The organism is Cellvibrio sp. PSBB006, assembly GCF_002162135.1.
GTDB lineage: Bacteria > Pseudomonadota > Gammaproteobacteria > Pseudomonadales > Cellvibrionaceae > Cellvibrio.
The window spans coordinates 937,078-955,558 of the sequence record NZ_CP021382.1 but is presented as its reverse complement, the minus strand read 5'-3'; the positions used below and the strand labels follow the sequence as shown (position 1 = coordinate 955,558).

Annotated in this window: 20 protein-coding genes; 17 read left to right on the top strand and 3 right to left on the bottom strand. The window is 49.2% G+C overall.

The genetic code is table 11. From position 1 onward, the window contains the following. Positions 1 to 8: 8 nt before the first annotated feature. Positions 9 to 1,136: a hypothetical protein gene (locus CBR65_RS03965; protein ID WP_087465650.1), complete on the top strand. Its 1,128-nt coding sequence runs from the start codon at positions 9 to 11 to the stop codon at positions 1,134 to 1,136. Further along, positions 1,090 to 1,620 carry an SPOR domain-containing protein gene (locus CBR65_RS03960; protein ID WP_157671966.1) on the top strand — a complete coding sequence of 177 codons (531 nt, stop codon included), beginning with the start codon at positions 1,090 to 1,092 and terminating at the stop codon, positions 1,618 to 1,620. Before CBR65_RS03965 ends, CBR65_RS03960 begins: the two co-directional genes overlap by 47 nt. Before the next feature lie 6 nt (positions 1,621 to 1,626). Here the strand turns inward: CBR65_RS03960 and CBR65_RS03955 are convergent, their stop codons facing one another. Next, entirely contained in the window at positions 1,627 to 1,905 is a 279-nt protein-coding gene (locus CBR65_RS03955) for a DUF6150 family protein (RefSeq protein WP_087465648.1), read from the bottom strand. A gap of 74 nt (positions 1,906 to 1,979) precedes the next feature. On the opposite strand from CBR65_RS03955, the gene CBR65_RS03950 reads away from it, so the two are divergent. Together CBR65_RS03950 and CBR65_RS22420 are read left to right on the top strand one after the other, a co-directional pair. Beyond that, positions 1,980 to 2,309 carry a hypothetical protein gene (locus CBR65_RS03950; protein ID WP_087465647.1) on the top strand — a complete coding sequence of 110 codons (330 nt, stop codon included), beginning with the start codon at positions 1,980 to 1,982 and terminating at the stop codon, positions 2,307 to 2,309. 26 nt (positions 2,310 to 2,335) lie between these two features. After that, positions 2,336 to 2,578 carry a hypothetical protein gene (locus tag CBR65_RS22420; protein ID WP_232461347.1) on the top strand — a complete coding sequence of 81 codons (243 nt, stop codon included), beginning with the start codon at positions 2,336 to 2,338 and terminating at the stop codon, positions 2,576 to 2,578. Here the strand turns inward: CBR65_RS22420 and CBR65_RS22680 are convergent. Beyond that, entirely contained in the window at positions 2,525 to 2,650 is a 126-nt protein-coding gene (locus tag CBR65_RS22680; RefSeq protein ID WP_369825658.1) for a hypothetical protein, read from the bottom strand. The genes CBR65_RS22420 and CBR65_RS22680 overlap by 54 nt on opposite strands. Positions 2,651 to 2,698: 48 nt before the next feature. Then, positions 2,699 to 3,712: a zinc-binding alcohol dehydrogenase family protein gene (locus CBR65_RS03945; RefSeq protein ID WP_087465646.1), complete on the bottom strand. Its 1,014-nt coding sequence runs from the start codon at positions 3,710 to 3,712 to the stop codon at positions 2,699 to 2,701. Positions 3,713 to 3,850: 138 nt separating this feature from the next. On the opposite strand from CBR65_RS03945, the gene CBR65_RS03940 reads away from it, so the two are divergent. From CBR65_RS03940 to CBR65_RS03880, 13 genes are all read left to right on the top strand, one after another. After that, positions 3,851 to 4,747, top strand: coding sequence for a LysR family transcriptional regulator (locus tag CBR65_RS03940; RefSeq protein WP_087465645.1), 897 nt, complete (start codon positions 3,851 to 3,853; stop codon positions 4,745 to 4,747). Positions 4,748 to 4,781: 34 nt separating this feature from the next. Continuing rightward, a complete protein-coding gene (locus CBR65_RS03935) occupies positions 4,782 to 5,996 on the top strand; it encodes a hypothetical protein (RefSeq protein ID WP_087465644.1) in 1,215 nt (404 codons plus the stop codon). Between the two features lie 126 nt (positions 5,997 to 6,122). After that, a complete protein-coding gene (locus CBR65_RS03930; RefSeq protein ID WP_087465643.1) occupies positions 6,123 to 8,243 on the top strand; it encodes a protein-disulfide reductase DsbD in 2,121 nt (706 codons plus the stop codon). 170 nt (positions 8,244 to 8,413) lie between these two features. Further along, positions 8,414 to 9,028, top strand: a complete 615-nt coding sequence (locus CBR65_RS03925; protein WP_232461346.1) for a thioredoxin family protein — start codon at positions 8,414 to 8,416, stop codon at positions 9,026 to 9,028. Between the two features lie 132 nt (positions 9,029 to 9,160). After that, positions 9,161 to 9,541 (top strand): hypothetical protein, encoded by a 381-nt coding sequence (locus CBR65_RS03920; protein WP_087465641.1) that lies wholly within the window; start codon positions 9,161 to 9,163, stop codon positions 9,539 to 9,541. 66 nt (positions 9,542 to 9,607) lie between these two features. Further along, a complete protein-coding gene (gene secD / locus CBR65_RS03915; RefSeq protein ID WP_087465640.1) occupies positions 9,608 to 12,133 on the top strand; it encodes a protein translocase subunit SecD in 2,526 nt (841 codons plus the stop codon). Positions 12,134 to 12,669: 536 nt separating this feature from the next. Next, positions 12,670 to 13,080, top strand: a complete 411-nt coding sequence (locus CBR65_RS03910) for a hypothetical protein (RefSeq protein WP_087465639.1) — start codon at positions 12,670 to 12,672, stop codon at positions 13,078 to 13,080. A 124-nt stretch (positions 13,081 to 13,204) separates the two neighbouring features. Continuing rightward, a complete protein-coding gene (locus CBR65_RS03905) occupies positions 13,205 to 13,663 on the top strand; it encodes a hypothetical protein (protein ID WP_087465638.1) in 459 nt (152 codons plus the stop codon). A 2-nt stretch (positions 13,664 to 13,665) separates the two neighbouring features. Continuing rightward, positions 13,666 to 14,700 (top strand): serine/threonine-protein kinase, encoded by a 1,035-nt coding sequence (locus CBR65_RS03900; protein ID WP_087465637.1) that lies wholly within the window; start codon positions 13,666 to 13,668, stop codon positions 14,698 to 14,700. A gap of 119 nt (positions 14,701 to 14,819) precedes the next feature. Continuing rightward, entirely contained in the window at positions 14,820 to 16,283 is a 1,464-nt protein-coding gene (locus CBR65_RS03895; protein WP_087465636.1) for a recombinase family protein, read from the top strand. 102 nt (positions 16,284 to 16,385) lie between these two features. Further along, positions 16,386 to 17,159: a hypothetical protein gene (locus CBR65_RS03890; protein WP_087465635.1), complete on the top strand. Its 774-nt coding sequence runs from the start codon at positions 16,386 to 16,388 to the stop codon at positions 17,157 to 17,159. Between the two features lie 99 nt (positions 17,160 to 17,258). Continuing rightward, positions 17,259 to 17,576, top strand: coding sequence for a transposase (locus CBR65_RS03885; protein ID WP_198300870.1), 318 nt, complete (start codon positions 17,259 to 17,261; stop codon positions 17,574 to 17,576). Further along, entirely contained in the window at positions 17,570 to 18,442 is an 873-nt protein-coding gene (locus CBR65_RS03880; RefSeq protein WP_087465634.1) for an IS3 family transposase, read from the top strand. Before CBR65_RS03885 ends, CBR65_RS03880 begins: the two co-directional genes overlap by 7 nt. Positions 18,443 to 18,481 lie beyond the last annotated feature (39 nt).

Below are 18,481 nucleotides of genomic sequence, written 5' to 3'. Positions count from 1 at the left end.
GCAGTATTATGGGCAAGCAGATTAATCGCGAAAACACCTACCTGACCGGTATACGTAGCGGTGTTATGTCAGTGCGCAATAGCCTGAGGTTCAATTTTAAAGCAAGGCCCAAAATAGAAAAGCAACGAATTGGCAGATTGGCAACCAGAGGATTGAATCCGACGATATCGCAAGATTTACAAGGGTTATCATCATCGTGGGTTAACTGGGCGGTAAAAAAAAGCAAATCCAACTATTCAAAAAAAATCAGGGTAAATGCCAATAAAATCATGACCGGCAGGAAAAATGCCCAACCGACTTTTGTCGGTACCGGTCTTGATGAGAATATTGCAACTCGTTTATTAAAGGATTCATCAAACTGGAAAAGCATCACCAATGACCAAGCGGAGGACGTTTTCAATGCACGCTCTCGTACGGCGGATCTTATCTGGGCTACGAAAAAGCCAATCGGGAACCTCGTCCCTGGCTCATGGGAACCTATATCAGGACACACACCCAGTGTAAAAAAGAAGTTGGTGGGTGGAACAACAGCTGCTATTACGGTAGAGCATGGTACTCGAGATAATATTCGTGAGTCCGCCATAGACAAAACCAGGTTAGATACTACGAGTCCGAATTTATTCGGCGATTTGTCAGTAATGGGGACATTAGCCACGATTAAATATATGGCAAGCCCCTCAATGGAACTGGAAACTGCAAAGCAAGATATGGGTAAGATGCCATCGCCTCGTTATACGGCATTGACGGGAAAGAAAGATATTCGCGATTCGAATAATTTTGATGAAATGGTCCAGCATGTTCAGGAAGAACGGGAACGAAAGAAATGGGAGATCGCATCCGTCATGAAAGGTGATTCCCGTTTAAGTTCATTAGTGCCTCCCACGATGAATAATTATTTGGGGACCTTTGGAAACAATCCGCTACAGGCAATGGAGTCCTTCAGGTACGACACGCATAACTCCTGGTTTGCCCCACCTGTAAATCGTTCTCTGCACTCAGATACGGAAGATTTAACCCAGAATTCATTAAATACTATGGTTACTACAACACAAACAACGCAGCGTCGCGCTCGTGCATTAAGCGATGCTCGTGATCTACCAAAAATTGCTCCGCCGAATAGTAGAGGAGTGGTATGAGGATGCATTCATGGCAAAACTGGGGTTTTTAATTATTCTATTGCTCTTTGGTTGCGCCCTTTTTTTAGCCGGGATCATGGCGCCCACCAATATTGCCGAGCCGGTAGAAAAGTTGGCGATGGATATCTATAACCGTTGGGCGCCTAAACTGGATGAAATCGATAAAGAAATTTCACAAGATAAACCAGCCGCTGTTGAATACAGTAGTTTGCTGGATGTTAATGAAAGAACATCACCTTTAGGTATCCAGATCGGATTATTTACCTCGGTGGCTCAGGTTGAACTGTTACAAAGTGAATTAGCGTATTTAAAAGTGCCAGTAAAGACTATTGCTGTGTCTTTGGATCAGGACATCCATTGGGCTCTTTTGGCAGCGGGGCCGTTCAAGAGCCGTGAAGATGTTCAACTGGCTACTGCAAAATTGCGCGAAAATTATGGTTATTCCTGGGCGCTTGATGTGATTGCATGGCCGGAAGAGAAGTAAACTCGACTAACCGAAGCGGCCTTTAAGTGGGTGAGCATGTTGCCAGCCTGCCATACCTTGTGAAGCCACAAAGTGAATTTTTACTTGCGCCATGCCGATGCTACAAAAATAAACCCTCACGCTGGCCTGATCGCGATCATTGGTGACATACCAGAGTGCGTCACCGGCTGCCATGCCCCAGGACGACACTTGGTACACCCACAAATCAGCCATGCCCGGGTCATTCACCAGCGCCACCCTGATATGGGCATCGCCTTGAGAAAAGGCTTGATAAACACGTGCCATCTCACTTTTCCTTAACGATTATGTATGGGTTCAAGTGTAGGGTATTCATAACCGTAACGTGAAAGGAATTTACCATGTTTCGCCCTTTGTTGCGTTCCCATCGCCAGAAACTCGGATTACTTAAAACCAGTGAGCAAACCAGTTATCAATTGGCCCATCACTATGGCAGTGACGACAATCAGCGTGCCGAAAGTCTTCATTGCTGGGATGCCGCCCGGCAATCACCCCGGCTGACACAGCAGGGGATTAATATTCCTTTGGAAAGCCGGGAACAAACTATATTGTCATATGAAGTATCTCCCGCTGTTCGCGCGATTATTAACGGCCAGTGTGCGCCCTTGATTCATTCACGTAGCGAAGCAGCGGCGGGGAAAAAAGCAACAGACATTCCACCAGACAAATGATACCGACGAACGCTGGATCGGCGTCAATGCTAAACAATATGAACTGGATAATCGGTATAACCCTGGCCATCGCCACCAAACAACAGCTCACCCTTGAAATCCGTCAACGGAAAATTATATTGCAGGCGCGTAACCAAATCGGGATTGGCGACGAAGAAGCGCCCGAACGCAATCATATCGGCATAACCCTCGGCCAATATTTTTCAGCACGCTGTTTATCGAATTTTTCTGCGCCAACTTCTTCTGCAACAGTGGTGACAACCTCTTAAAAAACGCAGGCGATTTTGTTGACTACCACCGTAGTTGTCAGTGCGTTGATTGAAGGCGCCCGACGGAAACAGTAGTAAATAAATTCATTGTTTGATACCTCTAATGACTGTAGATATTTATTAATGCCAATGTTCAAGTACCACTTTGCCAATGGTGCGGCCGCTCTCCAATTGCGCATGAGCCTTACGCAGATTTTCCGCATTAATCGGCGAGAGAACGTTGGTAACGGTGGTTTTAATTTTTCCAGCGTCAATCAATCCGCTCAGTTCGTTGAGCAAGTGATGTTGCTCAATCATATCGTCTGTCTGAAACATGGAGCGGGTGAACATTAATTCCCACACAAAGCTGGCGGACTTGTTTTTCAAACCATTGAGCTCAACAGGCTGTTTGGTTTCAACAATGGAGCAAATAATACCTTGTGGTTTGACCAGGTCGCATAAGCTCAGCCAATGCTGGTCGGTGTTGTTTAAACAGAAAATATAATCCACCTGTTCGTGGCCGGCAGCGTGCATGCTGTTAATGAGTTCACGATGGTCAACAACGTAATCAGCCCCGAGTGACAAACACCATTCGCGGGTTTCAGGGCGTGAGGCGGTGGCGATCACGGTCACCTTGGTGAGTTGTTTGGCGAGCTGAATCGCAATAGAGCCCACACCGCCAGCGCCGCCGATAATCAGCAGCGTCTTCGCAGCATCCTCGTGACGGTTAATCCGCAAACGATCAAACAAACCCTCCCAGGCTGTGATTGCAGTCAGGGGTAGGGCGGCGGCTTCAGCATTGGAAAGACTCGCTGGCGCACGACCGACAATGCGCTCATCCACTAATTGATATTCACTGTTGCTGCCAGGGCGGGTGATATCGCCGGCGTAATACACCCGGTCACCGGGCTTAAACAAACTGACCGCCGGCCCGATGGCTTCCACCACCCCGACAGCGTCCCAGCCCAATACTCGCGGTTGGTCTTCATGTTTATCTTTGGGGGCGCGGACTTTCGTATCGACCGGGTTGACGGATATCGCGCTCACCGCAATCAGCAGGTCGCGCCCCTGCGGTGCCGGTTTTTCGAGCTCAACATCGAGCAGGGATTGGGGGTTATCGATAGGTAAATAGGTTTTTAGTGCGACGGCTTTCATGATGGCTCCCTCTCAGAGACGGATCTAATGGACATGGATGGCTCAATGAAAGCACCATGCTAGCGCTTTCCTTGATAATTGATAATTCCGTTTTTTGTTGCAACACTATCAAAAATTTTTTGATAGTGAGGTGAGTCTATGGCTGGAAACTATTCGTTGCAGGACCTCGACCTGGTGATGCGGGTGGCGGAAAACGGCAATATGAGTGAGGTGGCGCGCCAGCTGAACATCACCAATGCGGCGGTATCGGCCGCGATCAAGCGCCTTGAAGCCAGCCTGAATGTCAGCCTGTTTGAACGCACCACACGCAGCGTGCGTCTGAGTCCTGCCGGTCAGGCTTTTCTGCCCCATGTTCAGCAGGCGCTGGGTGCGCTCGACAGTGCCGAGGCGGAATTGCGCAATATGCAGACGCTGGTTGCTGGTGAAATCCGTCTCGGCCTGCCTTCGGATTTCGGCCGAAATCTGATGTTGCCCTGGCTTGACGCGTTTCAGCTGCAACACCCGGCGGTCACCATCAAATTGTATTTTTCCGACTTTATGCAGGATTTGTATCGCGAGGGGTTGGACGTAGTGATTCGCTACGGCGAATTGAAAGATTCCGGTCTGGTGGCCCGAAAATTATGTAACAACCGCCGTACACTTGTGGCCGCGCCCAGCTACCTCGCGCAACACCCGCCGCTCACTTCGCTTGCGGATTTGTTGCAGCACAACTGCATTGTGTTTTATCGCAACGACCGGCCTTATACCAAGTGGGGTTTTCATCAGGACGGTAAATGGATTGAGGTGGATGTGAGCGGGGACCGGAGCGCCGATGATGGCGATGTGGTGAAACGTTGGGGCATAGCGGGGCGGGGCATTATTTATAAATCGCGACTGGATGTGCAGCACGAATTGGAAACGGGGGAATTGGTCGAGGTGTTATGCGGTCACTATGAGGGACAATCGACTGACATCTTTGCGGTATATAAAGAACGGCGCTATCAACCCTATCGCTTGACCGTGTTGTTGAATTTTCTTACTCAGACCATGGCATAATGCGGCCACATCAACCAACAAGACTATAAAAACTATGCAAGCATTATTTCTCGGCGCAGGTGCGTCATTTGATTGTGGTTTACCACTGACCTGGGAACTGACCGCCGAGATTCGGCGTTGGCTTACGCCAGATCGATTAGCAGCCTATAACGCCGGTTGGGAAGCGCGCGGAGCACACTGGAACGAAGCCGTGATTGCGCGCGTGAATGAGTTGATGGCTGATGAGGATCGACATTACGAACATATTCTCGACTGTCTGGCGCGCGACAGTCAGTCGGCAGATTATGATTTTTTGCAGCGGGATTTTCGCAACGCCTATATTTTCTTCGCGCAAACGGTTTATGCATTTCTGCTTGAACGTCAGGCAAAAAACTTCGGTTTTGCATCCGTGGTGCTGAAAGATTACGAAGGGCTGAAAAGTTTGCTGGAGCTTAATCGGCCGCTGTGGATTTTTTCTACCAACCAGGATGTGGTGGTCGAGTTATTGGCCGCCCGTTTGGGCGTTCCGATTAAAAGTGGTTTATCGGATACGCAAACCATTCCCGTCAGTGATGGCATGTCCACCCGCGCTATCACTTTTGAAAGCCACATTGATGAGGAACAGCCGGATTATTTTTCAGAAGGCGAATACGGCATCAACCTGGTGAAACTCCAGGGTGGGTTGGATATATTTTTTACTGAAGAAGGGCGCAGGCTATTAAAGCTGAAACCAGACCCGCAACATCTGGATGATTATCTCGCTGATTTAGTCTTTATCAATCAGATGAATCAGGCGTTAACGGTCAAAAACAATGGCATAGTAACGAACCGCAGTCTGTATCAGGACCCACATGGAAAACTGCAAGCTTTTGAGCGCAGTTTGCTAGCAGGCTATCAGCATTTTTCTGACAGCATCCCGTCTTATATCCCTACACAACTAAAGGTTATGCACCAGGTGTTGGCCGATGTGGAAGAGCTGATTGTGATTGGCAGCCGTATGGAAAATCCGGCTATCAATGAGATGTTGGCTGATTGGTTAACTGACGACAGCCACCGCCTGATGATTGTCGATCCTGCGCATCGCCATTTGCCTAAGGTGTTGCAGGAAAGTCAGGGTAACATTCGCCCGTTGCGCCAGGGAGCAACCGAATTTTTTCTGTCATTGAATCGCCATAAAAATGTGTATATGTCATTGCTGCATAACCTGCAACGGAATATGCGGCGCAAAGTCAGGATGAAATTGCTCAATTCTTTGACTTCACGACACTAAACGCGCGCTATTAACACTTCTTTGCATAAACGCGTGTTACATAACTTGTGTTTGTCTCTCTAACGCTTAAGATCGAGTGGCGCATTCGCGGTTTTGCTTATCCCTGCTTTACATTCCAAGTGCATAATGAGAATCGGTTTAATGCAACAGGGCAGTCTGGTTCACCTCACTACACGCGTTGTCGGATTGGCAATCACTTTTGTGATCGCTTGCACAACTATTTTTGCTGAAGCCAAGACAGACTTTTCTGAATCGCAATCTGCGGAAGTTATCGAAGCCGATCACGTACGCATTCGCTGGTTGGTGCCGGAACAGTTTGCGGAAAATCCTACCGGAAAAACCATCGGACTCTATTTTGAAGTCGATCCCGAATGGCACGTGTATTGGCAAAATGCCGGCGACTCCGGCGCTGCACCGCGCTTTGCATTCAACAGTGAACAACTCGCGGTTGGCGATCCACAATGGCCGCGTCCCAAGCGCCTGCCTATCGCCCATCTCACCAACATCGGTTACGAAGGCAATGTTGCCTATTTATTTCCCGCGCAACTGACGACTAATGGGGCTGATCGCGTAACCCTGACAGCAGACCTCGAATGGCTGGTATGTAAAGAAGACTGCATTCCCGGTTTTGCCACGCTTACTTTAGAGCGGCCCATCGCCGGTGATGAAGATCAATGGGCAGCGGCGGATGCGGAAATTATTGCGCATTTTCAGGCACGTTTACCGCAGCCAAAAGAAAGCGCTCCCTGGCAAATCGATTCCTTAACATTTAATGCAGCCAGTGCTGAATTATTAATGACGCTGCGTGGTTCGAAAGAACACGGGGCGCCAACCGCGTATCCGCTCGATGGTAATTTTGTGTCCGCTGCCGAGCCGGGCGTAACAGAAATGGCTGACGGCTATCAACTGCGATTTAATACCGCGAGTGGTGTTGCCACGCCGGAACAAACGGATTTTATTATCGTAGCCGATGATAATGCCTGGGCATTTTCGGACACGCCTCTGGTTCTCTCAGGGATTGCATCAGGGGTTACCTCAACACCGTCGGTAGCACCCGCCAATCAATCGTTAATTGTTTTGATATTTTTCGCGTTTATCGGGGGCATCATTTTAAATTTAATGCCCTGTGTATTCCCGGTACTATCAATTAAATTGTTCAGCCTGATTCAAACATCAGGGCAGGGCGCTGCGGCACATCGCGTGCGCGAAGGCATGATGTACACCGCTGGAGTACTGGCAACCTTCGCTGCTTTGGGTGGAATTTTTCTGGCGTTGCGCGCGGGCGGTTCGGCGATCGGCTGGGGCTTTCAATTGCAATCGCCCGTCGTCGTTATGGCGTTGGCATTATTGTTCTGGTTGATGGCATTAAGTTTTATCGGTGCGTTTGAATTTGGCCATTCCTTGATGAACCTGGCGGGTAAAGCGAACAGTCGCTCGTCATTTGCTACGGGTGTGTTGGCGGTATTTGTCGCGGCACCTTGTACCGGTCCGTTTATGGGCGCCGCGTTAGGCGCTTCCGCCACCTTGCCGGCGCCACAGGCCATGGCAATTTTTCTGGGGTTGGGCGCCGGTTTGGCCGCACCCTTTTTGCTGTTAGCCATAAGTCCGAGACTGTCTTCATTCTTGCCAAAGCCCGGCGCCTGGATGGAAACCTTGCGTCAGTTTTTAGCCTTTCCATTATTTGCCACCGTCATCTGGTTGTTATGGGTGCTAGGTAAATTGGTCGGCGATGATGGCTGGTTGATCGGCGCGAGTTTGTTGCTGGTGGTGTCGTTGGTGATCTGGTTATTGCGGTCTAACCGAATAACCATTAAAGCGAGTGCCGGCGTGTTGGTGTTCTTGGCAGTCGTTGTGTCATTGCAACAGTTGCAAGAGGCTGAAACCTCGGCGGTGCCTGTTGCGTCCAACAGTGCGTGGCAAGCCTTTGATGCACAAAAAATTGCAGCGGCCAGGCAGAGCGGGCAGGCGGTATTTATTGATTACACGGCGGCCTGGTGTATTACGTGTCAGGTGAATAAAAAGTTGGTGTTGGATACGGATGAGGCAAGTACGTTGTTTGAGCAGCATGATGTGTTGCGCATTCGTGCAGATTGGACGCGGTACGATGAGAGTATTACGGAGGCGTTGGCGGCATTAAATCGAAATTCGGTTCCGGTGTATGTGTTTTATCCGGCGGGTGGTGGGCAGGAGGTGTTGCCGCAGATTTTGACGTTGGATTTGATTCGGGAGTTGTTTTCCAAAAGCTAGACCGGCTGATCTCCCCCGGTACTTCTGAAAACGCGGTGAATACGTCCCTGTAGCTCCCTCACGTCGTCCCTGACGTGAGGGTTTCAGAAGTACCGGGGGAGATCAGCCTCTGTGCGATTCTGCGAGAGGGTGCAAAGAATATTTTTTTGTTAATGAAACGGAGGCTTGGTATGAAAACGCTAAAGGTATTGTTGGGTAGTTTTACTGCGTCGTTAGTGTTGTTGTCGGCGCTTGTCAGTGCGAGTGCGGTGCCAGGTAAGCCGGCGCCGGATTTCAGTGTGAAGGATGCGGCGGGTAAGACGCATACGCTTGCGGATTACAAAGGCGAGTGGTTGGTGTTGGAGTGGTTTAACAAAGATTGTCCTTATGTAAGGAAGCATTACGGCAGCAATAATATGCAGTCGTTGCAAGAGAAATATACGGCGCAGGATGTGAAGTGGTTGACCATCATTTCGTCTGCCAAGGGTAAGCAGGGTTATCATGAGCCGGCGGAGGCGCTGGAGGTGGGTAAGGCGCATAACCTGGCGGCGAGTGCGCCGTTCCTGTTGGACCCGAGCGGTACTATGGGTAAGGCGTACGATGCGAAAACCACGCCGCACATGTACATCATTAACCCGGAGGGTGTTTTGGTTTATGCCGGTGCGATAGACGATAACGATTCGGCTAATCCGGCGGTGATTCCGGATTCCAAAAACTATGTAGCCGCTGCGTTGGATGAAGTTTTGGCGGGTAAAGAGGTCAGTACAGCGGCGACTCGTCCCTACGGTTGCACGATCAAATATTGATAGCGCGGCTTTTCCGGTCAGGCGATAGAGCATGAAGGGCTCATGTTCTATCGCTTTATTTCTGCCTCACCATTGACTATTCCGCTGTTCGACCCCACTCTATTGGGCATCGCTTTCGTCGGTTCTCCGTAAATGCAAAACTCATCACTTCATTCCAGATTTTCCATCCCCCTGTGGCGGTGGTCGCTGGCATTGTTGTTGGTGTGTGGTTTTGGTTTAACGGCCAACAGCCAATATCCGGTTGCTGTCGATGAGCAGCACGGGCATGCCAACCTTGTGGCAACCCTCGATGTCCCGCTGGCATACAGCCAACACCTTGCGCTGGCCAAGCGTCCCAATTCCACACAAAAAGATGAAGACAGGCCACAACCCTGGGGCTTGTTGCTGGTTGAACTGCCACATCACGCAGTAGCCAATCTGGTTTATCGCCTTCCTGCTTTACCGGAATTCCATCCCTCACTGAGTTCGGTTGTCCAGCAACCGCGCATCCCGCGCGCACCACCGCTGGTGTAATCCCTTCTGAAAAAAACATAACACTTGTTTGCTTTCGCACGGCGAAGGCTTCGTTGAGGATTACCCATGAAAACCCTGGCTTCCCGGGCTGTTGTTTACAGCCTGATTATTTTGTTTGGCTTATTAAGTGCATTACCCAACACGCTACCGGACAATATTCTCCAGAAATTGCCCGACTGGTACGCGCAAAATCAAATCACGCTCGGCCTGGATTTACGCGGTGGTTCACACCTGTTGATGGAAGTGGACACCAGCGATTTATTAAAGACCGACAACCAACAATTAGCTGATCGCCTCACCGGCGAACTGCGCACCGCGCGCATTCTTTACAACACGCCGATAGTCACCGCCGACAGTATCAAGATCAATATTCTTGATACGAAGCAAATGCCCGATGTAGCGCGCATGGCGCGCGTGCTGATTAAACAGGATGGCGGTACGGCACCGGTGTATGAAATCACGGAAGAGCAGGGCATATTGACGATTCAAACTACTGAATTGCATCAGCGCAACCTCACCAAAGATGCGGTCGATCGCAGCCTGGAAGTCGTGCGTCGTCGCCTGAATGAAACGGGTCTGGTTGATCCCATCATTACTCGCCAGGGGGCAGACAGCATCCTGGTGCAATTGCCCGGTGTGGATGATCCGCAACACATCCGCGATTTATTGGGCACCACCGCGCGCATGACCTTTCATTGGGCCGCCAATGAAAAATCCCGCTTGCACACTAAAGTGATTACCCTGCCGGGCCAGTTACCCAGTGAGCGCTATCAACTGGAAGAACGTATTGCGCTAGAAGGCAAACACGTCAGCGATGCGAGTTTGGGGTTTCACCTGGACACCGGTGAACCGGTCGTCAATTTTCGTTTGGACAAAGAAGGCGCGCGTCGCTTTGGCGACATGACCGAAAATAATATCGGGCGTGCGCTGGCCATTGTGTTGGATGACCGTGTGATTACTGCTCCCGTTATTCGCAGTGCCATTACCGGCGGCAGCGGTGAAATCAGCGGCGCCTTCACCAGTGCCGAAGCCCACGACCTTGCCTTACTCTTGCGCGCCGGTGCATTACCCGCGCCCTTGCATGTGATTGAAGAACGCACCGTCGGCCCCGACCTCGGCAGCGATGCTATCTCGATGGGGCTCACCACCGGTGTGATCGGTGCGCTATTGGTGCTGGCCTTTATGGTTGGCATCTACGGGCGTTGGGGTTTGATCGCCTGTTTCGGTTTGGCCATCAATATTGGTTTAGCCTTTGGTGTGTTGAGTTTGCTCGGCGCAACCTTAACGCTACCGGGTATCGCCGGATTTATTTTAAGTATCGGTATGGCCGTCGACGCCAATATCCTGATAAATGAACGCATCCGCGAAGAAACCCAACGCGGACAAAACGCACGCGGCGCACTGGATGCCGGTTTCCGGCGAGCTTACGGCACCATCCTGGATTCCAACATTACCTCGCTCATTGCCATCAGTTTATTATTCTTATTCGGCAGCGGGCCCGTGCGCGGCTTTGCGGTGGCTATGGCCGTGGGTTTGATTGTGTCCATGTTTACCGCGATTTCGGTAACGCGGTTGATTATGGAATGGCGCGTGAACCGGTTGGGCCGCGAGCAACTGCACATTTCCGGCATCAAAGCGCTGGACCGCATCAGTAACACCACCATTAATTTTATGCGCGGTCGTTTTATTGGCATCACCGCATCGGCGATTTTATCCCTGGCAGCTATCGCGCTCTTTGTTAAACCCGGTTTGGAATATGGCATTGATTTTAGCGGCGGCAGCGTTATCGAAGTACAAGCACCCGATACATCGGTGGAAACCCTGCGCGACGGCTTACTGCAACACAGCTTCCCGCAAGTTGCCATCCAGGAATTTGGTGCAAAAGATACTTACCTGATGCGCCTGCCCATGCAAGATGCCGCCGCCGTCGCCAGCGGCGCAATGGTAGAAGGCGTAAAAGCTGCTGTACTGGAAGTTTCGCCTGACGCAAAATTTCCGCGCACTGAAATTGTTGGGCCGCGTGTTAGCGGTGACTTTACCGATGCCACCATCCTGGCCATTTTATTAGCCGGCGGCGGCATGCTCGCCTATTTATGGTTCCGGTTTGAATCACACTTCGCCATCGGCGCAACACTCACACTCGCATTGGATTTAACCAAAACCATCGGCTTTTTTGTGCTCGCCGGCGTTGAATTTAATTTAACCGCCGTCGCCGCCTTATTGGCATTGATCGGTTACTCGGTTAACGACAAAGTCGTGGTGTTTGACCGCATCCGCGAAAACCTGCGCATCACACCCGACAAACCCCTCGCGCAATTGTTAAATGAAAGCATCACCTCCACACTAACACGCACCGTGTTCACCTCGGTCACCACTTTCCTTGCACTCCTCCCCATGGCCATCGCCGGCGGCAGCGCCGTAGCAAGCTTCGCACTGCCCATGCTATTCGGCATCGTCATCGGCACCAGCTCCTCCGTCTTCATTGCCGCGCCCATCGTCTACTGGATGGGCCAACGCCGCCTGCGCAAAGGCCTCAGCCAACTAAGACCCGACGCCGAGCAACGGCGCGCAATGGTAGACGAACTGCCGTAATCGTCATAAAAAAGCCACCTTAGCCGGTGGCTTTTTTAATGGGGACCGCCCCCGAAACCTTGACGAATAGGGGCTTTCAACCTAGGTTTGTTCAATTATGGCTTCGGGAATATGAGGCGCGGAGCAAATGGCCTCCGGGGCTTATATCTGGAGTTGGCGGTAAGAAACCTCCGTAAATTGTTTGATATCAATGTTTTAGAGCTGACCGTGGGAAAGTTAATATGAGCCTCGGTGATTGTTTTGTGGGTAGTCAGATTCTGGCATAACTTCTCTCCAGCCTTGACGCTTCAAGGGTTTCGGCTTAATTTTGGGGAAAAGTGGAGTCGGGATATGAGGCTCTGGGAAACGGCCTTCGAGGCTACGATTTAAATGTTAGGACTACTATGAACCGAAGGTCTATATGCATAGGTTTGCTGCTAGCGCTTCTTGTTCTGAATGGATGCGCTGCACCAGGCAGCGCAATAGGAAGCCTCAAAATTCAAGGTTCTTTGGTATCGGACTCGGACAATCCCATTCCAAACGAGGAGATCGAATTTATGCTCCCCGCCGCCTACGGCCTAGGTGGTTTGGACTTAGTAATGAATAGCCCGGAGGATTTTGGCCATACGGACCACCGGTTCAAAGTTACAACCGACCAAGACGGAAATTTCGAAGCAGACCTTGGAGAGCGTGTGTACCACATGACGTTTTGGTTATTGCCTCCGCTAGGCGGCTTCCCTAAAAGACCACCGGCGCCGTTCTTGTTTGTCCGCTTTTCGGAAAACGATACAGAATATTATGCAGTTCAAACGCACGATGGTCGATTCAAGATATACAACTACTCGGGCAAGGAACTGCCACTTTCAGAGTCAGAACTCGGGGGGCTTTCAGCCTTTAACATAGAAGGCAGCCACCCCGAGTATAGAGAAACCGTTGGCGTGATAAAATTGAAAGTGAAAACGGAGTAACATCAATTCCTAACAATCTGTTGCAGTACATTCCGGCACCTTCGGTGCCTCCATCGGACAGCCTAGACGCGGCTTCGCCGCAGGCTGCCGCTGAACAAGTGCGTTATGCAAGAAAGGAGAGAAAATGAAAATTTTAGGAGTTCGCTGTAGTACTGCAGATTTTAGCTACGCGGTGTTATCCGGAAGTGGTGAGAATCCCGATGTACTGGAAGTGAATACGGTTTCCATGCCTGCAAATTACTCTCAGCCGGAAAAGCTGAAGTGGCAGTTTGACGAGCTGCAGACGTTAAATCGCAAGCACGAAATAAGTGGATGGGCAATAAAGGGAGCAGAGCCCATGGCAACGAAGGGAAAGTCCTACGCCGACAGGGTTGAGCTAGAAGCAATGGTTTCCCTATCAGCGGCAATATTAGGCCACGACAATGTGGTACGGAAGGTAAAACCGACAATTGCGAAAGATTTAGGATTAAGGGGTAAAGCTAAAGCTCTTGTCGAAGACTTAGATTATTCAAAAATCGACGGTTTGGATAAGAAATCAGATAAAGAATTTGAGGCAATAGTGGTTGCCTGGAGTTGCTTGTAGACATGTCTGCCGGATTTGACTTTCAAACACGATTGGGGGCGGGGCATTTTGGTGAAGTCTGGCATGCTATCGATTTAGGCCTAAACGCCGAATGCGCTCTAAAGTGCATCCCACCTGACAAAGTAATAAACAAAAATAATTTCTACCAAGAGGCGCAAACTCTCAAGGCTGCGGAACACCCTAACATCGTGAAAGTGAATGCAACCGGAAAGCTTGATGACGGACGCATATACGTATCGATGGAGTATCTCGTTAACGGAAGTTTGGAGGACGAGGCAAAAGGCGCTTATGTTCCATTGCGGCGCGCCAAAAGAGTTATGTGTGATGTACTACGTGGGCTCGAGTACGCGCATGAAAATGGGATAGTTCACCGTGACATTAAACCGGCAAACATCCTGGTTGGCAACAATGGCGAAGGGAAATTATCTGATTTCGGGCTAGCGTTGCCCAACCTAAAGGGGCTGGACCTTTCAGCAGTGAAGGGGTATCAATACCTTCTTCACCTAGCACCAGAAGTATCAACATTTTCCGAGCATGACCAACTGGCAGATGTTTATGCGTCTGGAGTAACTATGTACCGTTTGGTTAACGGCGACAGCTACCTGCCCGTGCTGAAGCCAATGGAAGCTGTTCGTCGTGCCCGAGCGGGCGAGTATCCTGACCGGAAACTCTACCGGGGGTTCGTTCCGGCATCCGTAAAGAAAGTTATAAACAAGGCGATGGAAGTAGATCCTGACAAACGGTACCAATCCGCCGAAGAATTTCGACGCGCTCTTGAGGCTGTTCCCATAGCGATGGATTGGAAGGAGCGGAATTTCGCACAAGGAAAGCGATGGACGGGAAGCGACGGTAAACGAGATCTTGAGGTTTCTCGTAAACAAGCAGCTAACGGCGAATGGGAGCTAGAAGTCAGGAAGGCGGGAACAGGTAAAGCTCTTCGGAGAGACACATCAATGTGCAAATCGGGGCTGAACGAAAAGCAAGCAATGAGGGAGGCCTATCGTGTTCTTCAGAAGTTTGTCACTGGAAAAGCATAACAATGCCAAGCACTGCGACAGCTTTTCCGTTGCGGCTCCGCCTCCACTACAAAGCTGCGCGTGTTGGCGGCGTTATAGGTTTTCAGATAGTCAACAATAAACGGGAAAGGGATATCTAGATGGCAAAAATACAAGAGCCAATACTTTTTTCAAGCTATTTTGGTGTTGACCCTCAAGTACTAGATGAGCATGGTTTGATAGATCCCTTCTTAAACGTCGACACACAACTATTCATTGACCCGGTTCTTCTCGAGAAATCATCAAATGAAATCATATCTAATGACGCCCTAGAAACATTCAAAGATCACTTCTCAAAATTTATCCGGCTGTTAATTATTTCTAAAAAAGAGGGCGATCCTGCATGGAAAGGAGCTCAGAAACTATTAGATCTCAGGGAGCCCCCTGAAAATGGGCTTGGATTTGGTGGCAGCGACCGGTCAGGAAGTTCGAGGCCTGAGGAGATACGAGATCAGATCATTAGGACAGTAAAAGAAATAATTGAGTTAGGTTCGAAAGACCCTGAGATGATATCCCTTATGGGTTTCTTTGAAGAAGGAGTTGGACCCGATACTATAAGCGATTTCACGACAAGGGTGATTATGGAGCAACTGATTGAGATCACCCAGCGCTTCTGTGAAACTGCGAACATACCAATGTTCGACTTTGATTATGAACATAAGCTACCAAAGTATGAGATCGATACAAAAAGCTCTTTTATCGTTCTTATCCCTAAGGATATTGTCCGAGATCTCCCGATAGCTAATGACTGGTCAGATATAAGCCGTGCTGTTATGGAGAATAAATCTCTTAGGGAAAGAGTGAGTGTCTTCTTAGGAGGGATTACTGAGCCCACAGTCAAGGAAAAAAAGGAAGCCCTTAGATCAGCCGCTTTAGAATCAGCAAATAGTTTTGCAGAGTTCCTTGAGGCAATAAAAAGCAGTGCCACTGGCTATGACCCAAACTTGGATGCACTGGGATACTATGCATTAAAACGAATTTTCTCAGAAGAATTGGATAACTTTAGGCTTAAACAAAAATACGAAGTTGAAGCCAATCCAGTAAATCTAAAACAATTCGTATTAGAAACTCTTGAGCAGTTTAAACACCATGTTGAAAACGGAAATTTATGGGAAGAACTGTGGGTTGATGGCAAGCCTAAAAAAGAGAGAGCTGCTCAATTAATATACTATGCAATGGCCGATTGTTTCTGTAAGGCTAATGATATAGACATCTCTCCTGAAGCAAACATGGGTGGAGGCCCGATTGACTTCAAGTTCTCGAAAGGATACTGCGCTCGGGTTCTAGTAGAAATGAAGCGGTCCTCTGGCAAGGTTGTAAGTGGATATAAAAAACAGCTCGAGATTTATAAGAATGCCTCGAAGACGGAGTTTGGTATATATGTCGTAATAGATTACGGAGACAATAAATCAAGCTTTAAAATCATAAGAGACGCAAGAGCAGAATTGATCTCTGCCGGTGAGCCTGCATCAGATATCCTAGTGATCGATGCAACTCCAAAAGATTCTGCGAGCAAAAGAAAATATGTAACGGAAACTATCCCGTTAAATTTTGGTGATGAATAACGTTGGAAAGGGTTTGACCACCTAACTTATAACGAGCAGAAAAGACCGCTATTGAAGGGTAAGTTAATTCTCGAACACAAGTGAAAATTAAGGAGAACACGATTGTCATTCGATGCAAAAGTTTACAAGGTTTTGATTGCAAGCCCTGGTGACGTCGGCAAAGAGCGCGAAGCAATTGCTGAAGTGATTGCGAGGTGGAATGCGGTAAACGCCGAAAATCAGAAGGTAGTTCTTATGCCGTGTGGCTGGGAGACACACTCTGCACCACTGCTTGGAGGTCGTGCGCAAGGCGTCATCAATGAGCAGGTAGTTCATGGCTGCGACATGTTGGTGGGAGTTTTTTGGACAAGACTTGGATCTCCTACGGGGGTAAGTGAAAGTGGAACTGTGGAAGAGATTGAGTGGTTTATTCAGAATCAAAGGCCGGTAATGCTCTATTTCTCGTCACAACAGGTGGACATTAGCAGCCTAGATGTTGATCAGCTGTCATCCCTGAGAGCCTTTCAAAAGAAGATGCAGAAAATAGGCCTGACGGGTAGCTACAGAGATATCAATGATTTTAAAGAGCAGCTTTCGAGTCAAATTTCAATCAACGTGAATCGCCTGTTGAATAACCAGCCAATCCCCCAGCCATCAGAACAGTTGGCTAAAGATAAGGCTGCAAGCATCAAAAAGATCATGAAAGAAGGACGGGTCTACATGGAGGACTACGAGAAAGACGGTCAAGTCAAGTCGTTCTTGGTAAAAGGCGATACAAAAGAGGTTAAAGAGCAGTTGAAGGGACTAGGAGGTCGATGGAATAAAAGTCTCCGGGGATGGATTTTCCCAAAGTCTAAAGAGCTAGAAGTGGCTGAATTTTTGAAGAAAAATGCATAACAATGCGTTGCACCGGACAAGCCGGTGAACGCGGCGTTAGGCATCCGAGTTCCCCAAGAAAAGTAGACACCTCACTACCACCTAACGAGGGTCTAGAAAATGACAAAGAAAACCAGAAACAAGTACAACCACTATACGGAAGATTTTCGGCGCGAAGCGGTACGCCGTGCGGACGACCCCAATACCAGTGCTGCCGAGGTAGCGAAAGAACTCGGAATTCACCCCGGCCAAATCTATAACTGGCGTCGACAATACAAGCGATTGTCCGACAAGCAGTTTAATAGCATCCAGGGGGTGGATTATTCTATGAACGAGAGCGAAGAAATCCGCAAACTGAAGCGGCAGATCTCGGATCTAAAAGAAGAGAACGAATTTCTAAAAAAGGCGACCGCGTACTTCAGCAAAGACAAATGGTGAAGTACGCCCTCATTGAGTCATTGCGTGGTGAGCATGCCGTGATGAAAATGTGCCGCTGGGCACACGTCAGCCGATCAGGTTATTACAAATGGCGCTGCCGTAGGCCCAGTGATACTGAGTTGCGAAGGTTTGAGGCAGAGCGCCTCCTGATTAACCTGTTTACGCGTTTTAAATCTCGCTACGGGTCGCCACGCATGACCGTCGAGTTGAACGAGTGCGGATTGCCCATCAGTGAAAACACCGTGGCAAAACTGATGGCCAAACAAGGACTTATGGCGAGAAATGGAAAAGGTTACAAGTACTTCCCTGATGTATTAGCCCGGAACCATGTCAGCGACAACCTGCTGCGGCGTAACTTCCAGGCAAGCAAACCGAATGAAAAGTGGGTGTCGGATATCACCTACATAAAAGTAGAAAAAGGGTTTGTTTACCTCGCGGTTATCATGGATCTGTTTTCACGCAAAATCATTGGCTGGTCACTCGACACTACGATGACTAACCAACTGATCATAGATGCCTTTAAGATGGCGGTTGCTTCGCGCGACGTAGAGCCCGGTTTGATCTTGCACTCGGATCGCGGAGTGCAATATCGTTCGTGGGAATATCAGCAGCTATTGCTCGACGAGAAGATTCGGCCTAGCATGAGTCGTAAAGGCAATTGTTGGGATAATGCCGCGATGGAATCGTTCTTCGCCCGCTTTAAAGTTGAAGCGCTCTATGCCGAGGATGTCACCACGAAGAAAGAAGCGTATTCTTGCGTGTTTGATTACATCGAACTATTTTATAACAGTCACCGAAGACACAGCACATTGGGCTACAAAAGTCCGAATCATTTTGAATCGGCTTATGAAAAAATGTCCGCCTGAAACAGTGTCTACTTTTGGTGGGGAAGATCAGAAAAACTT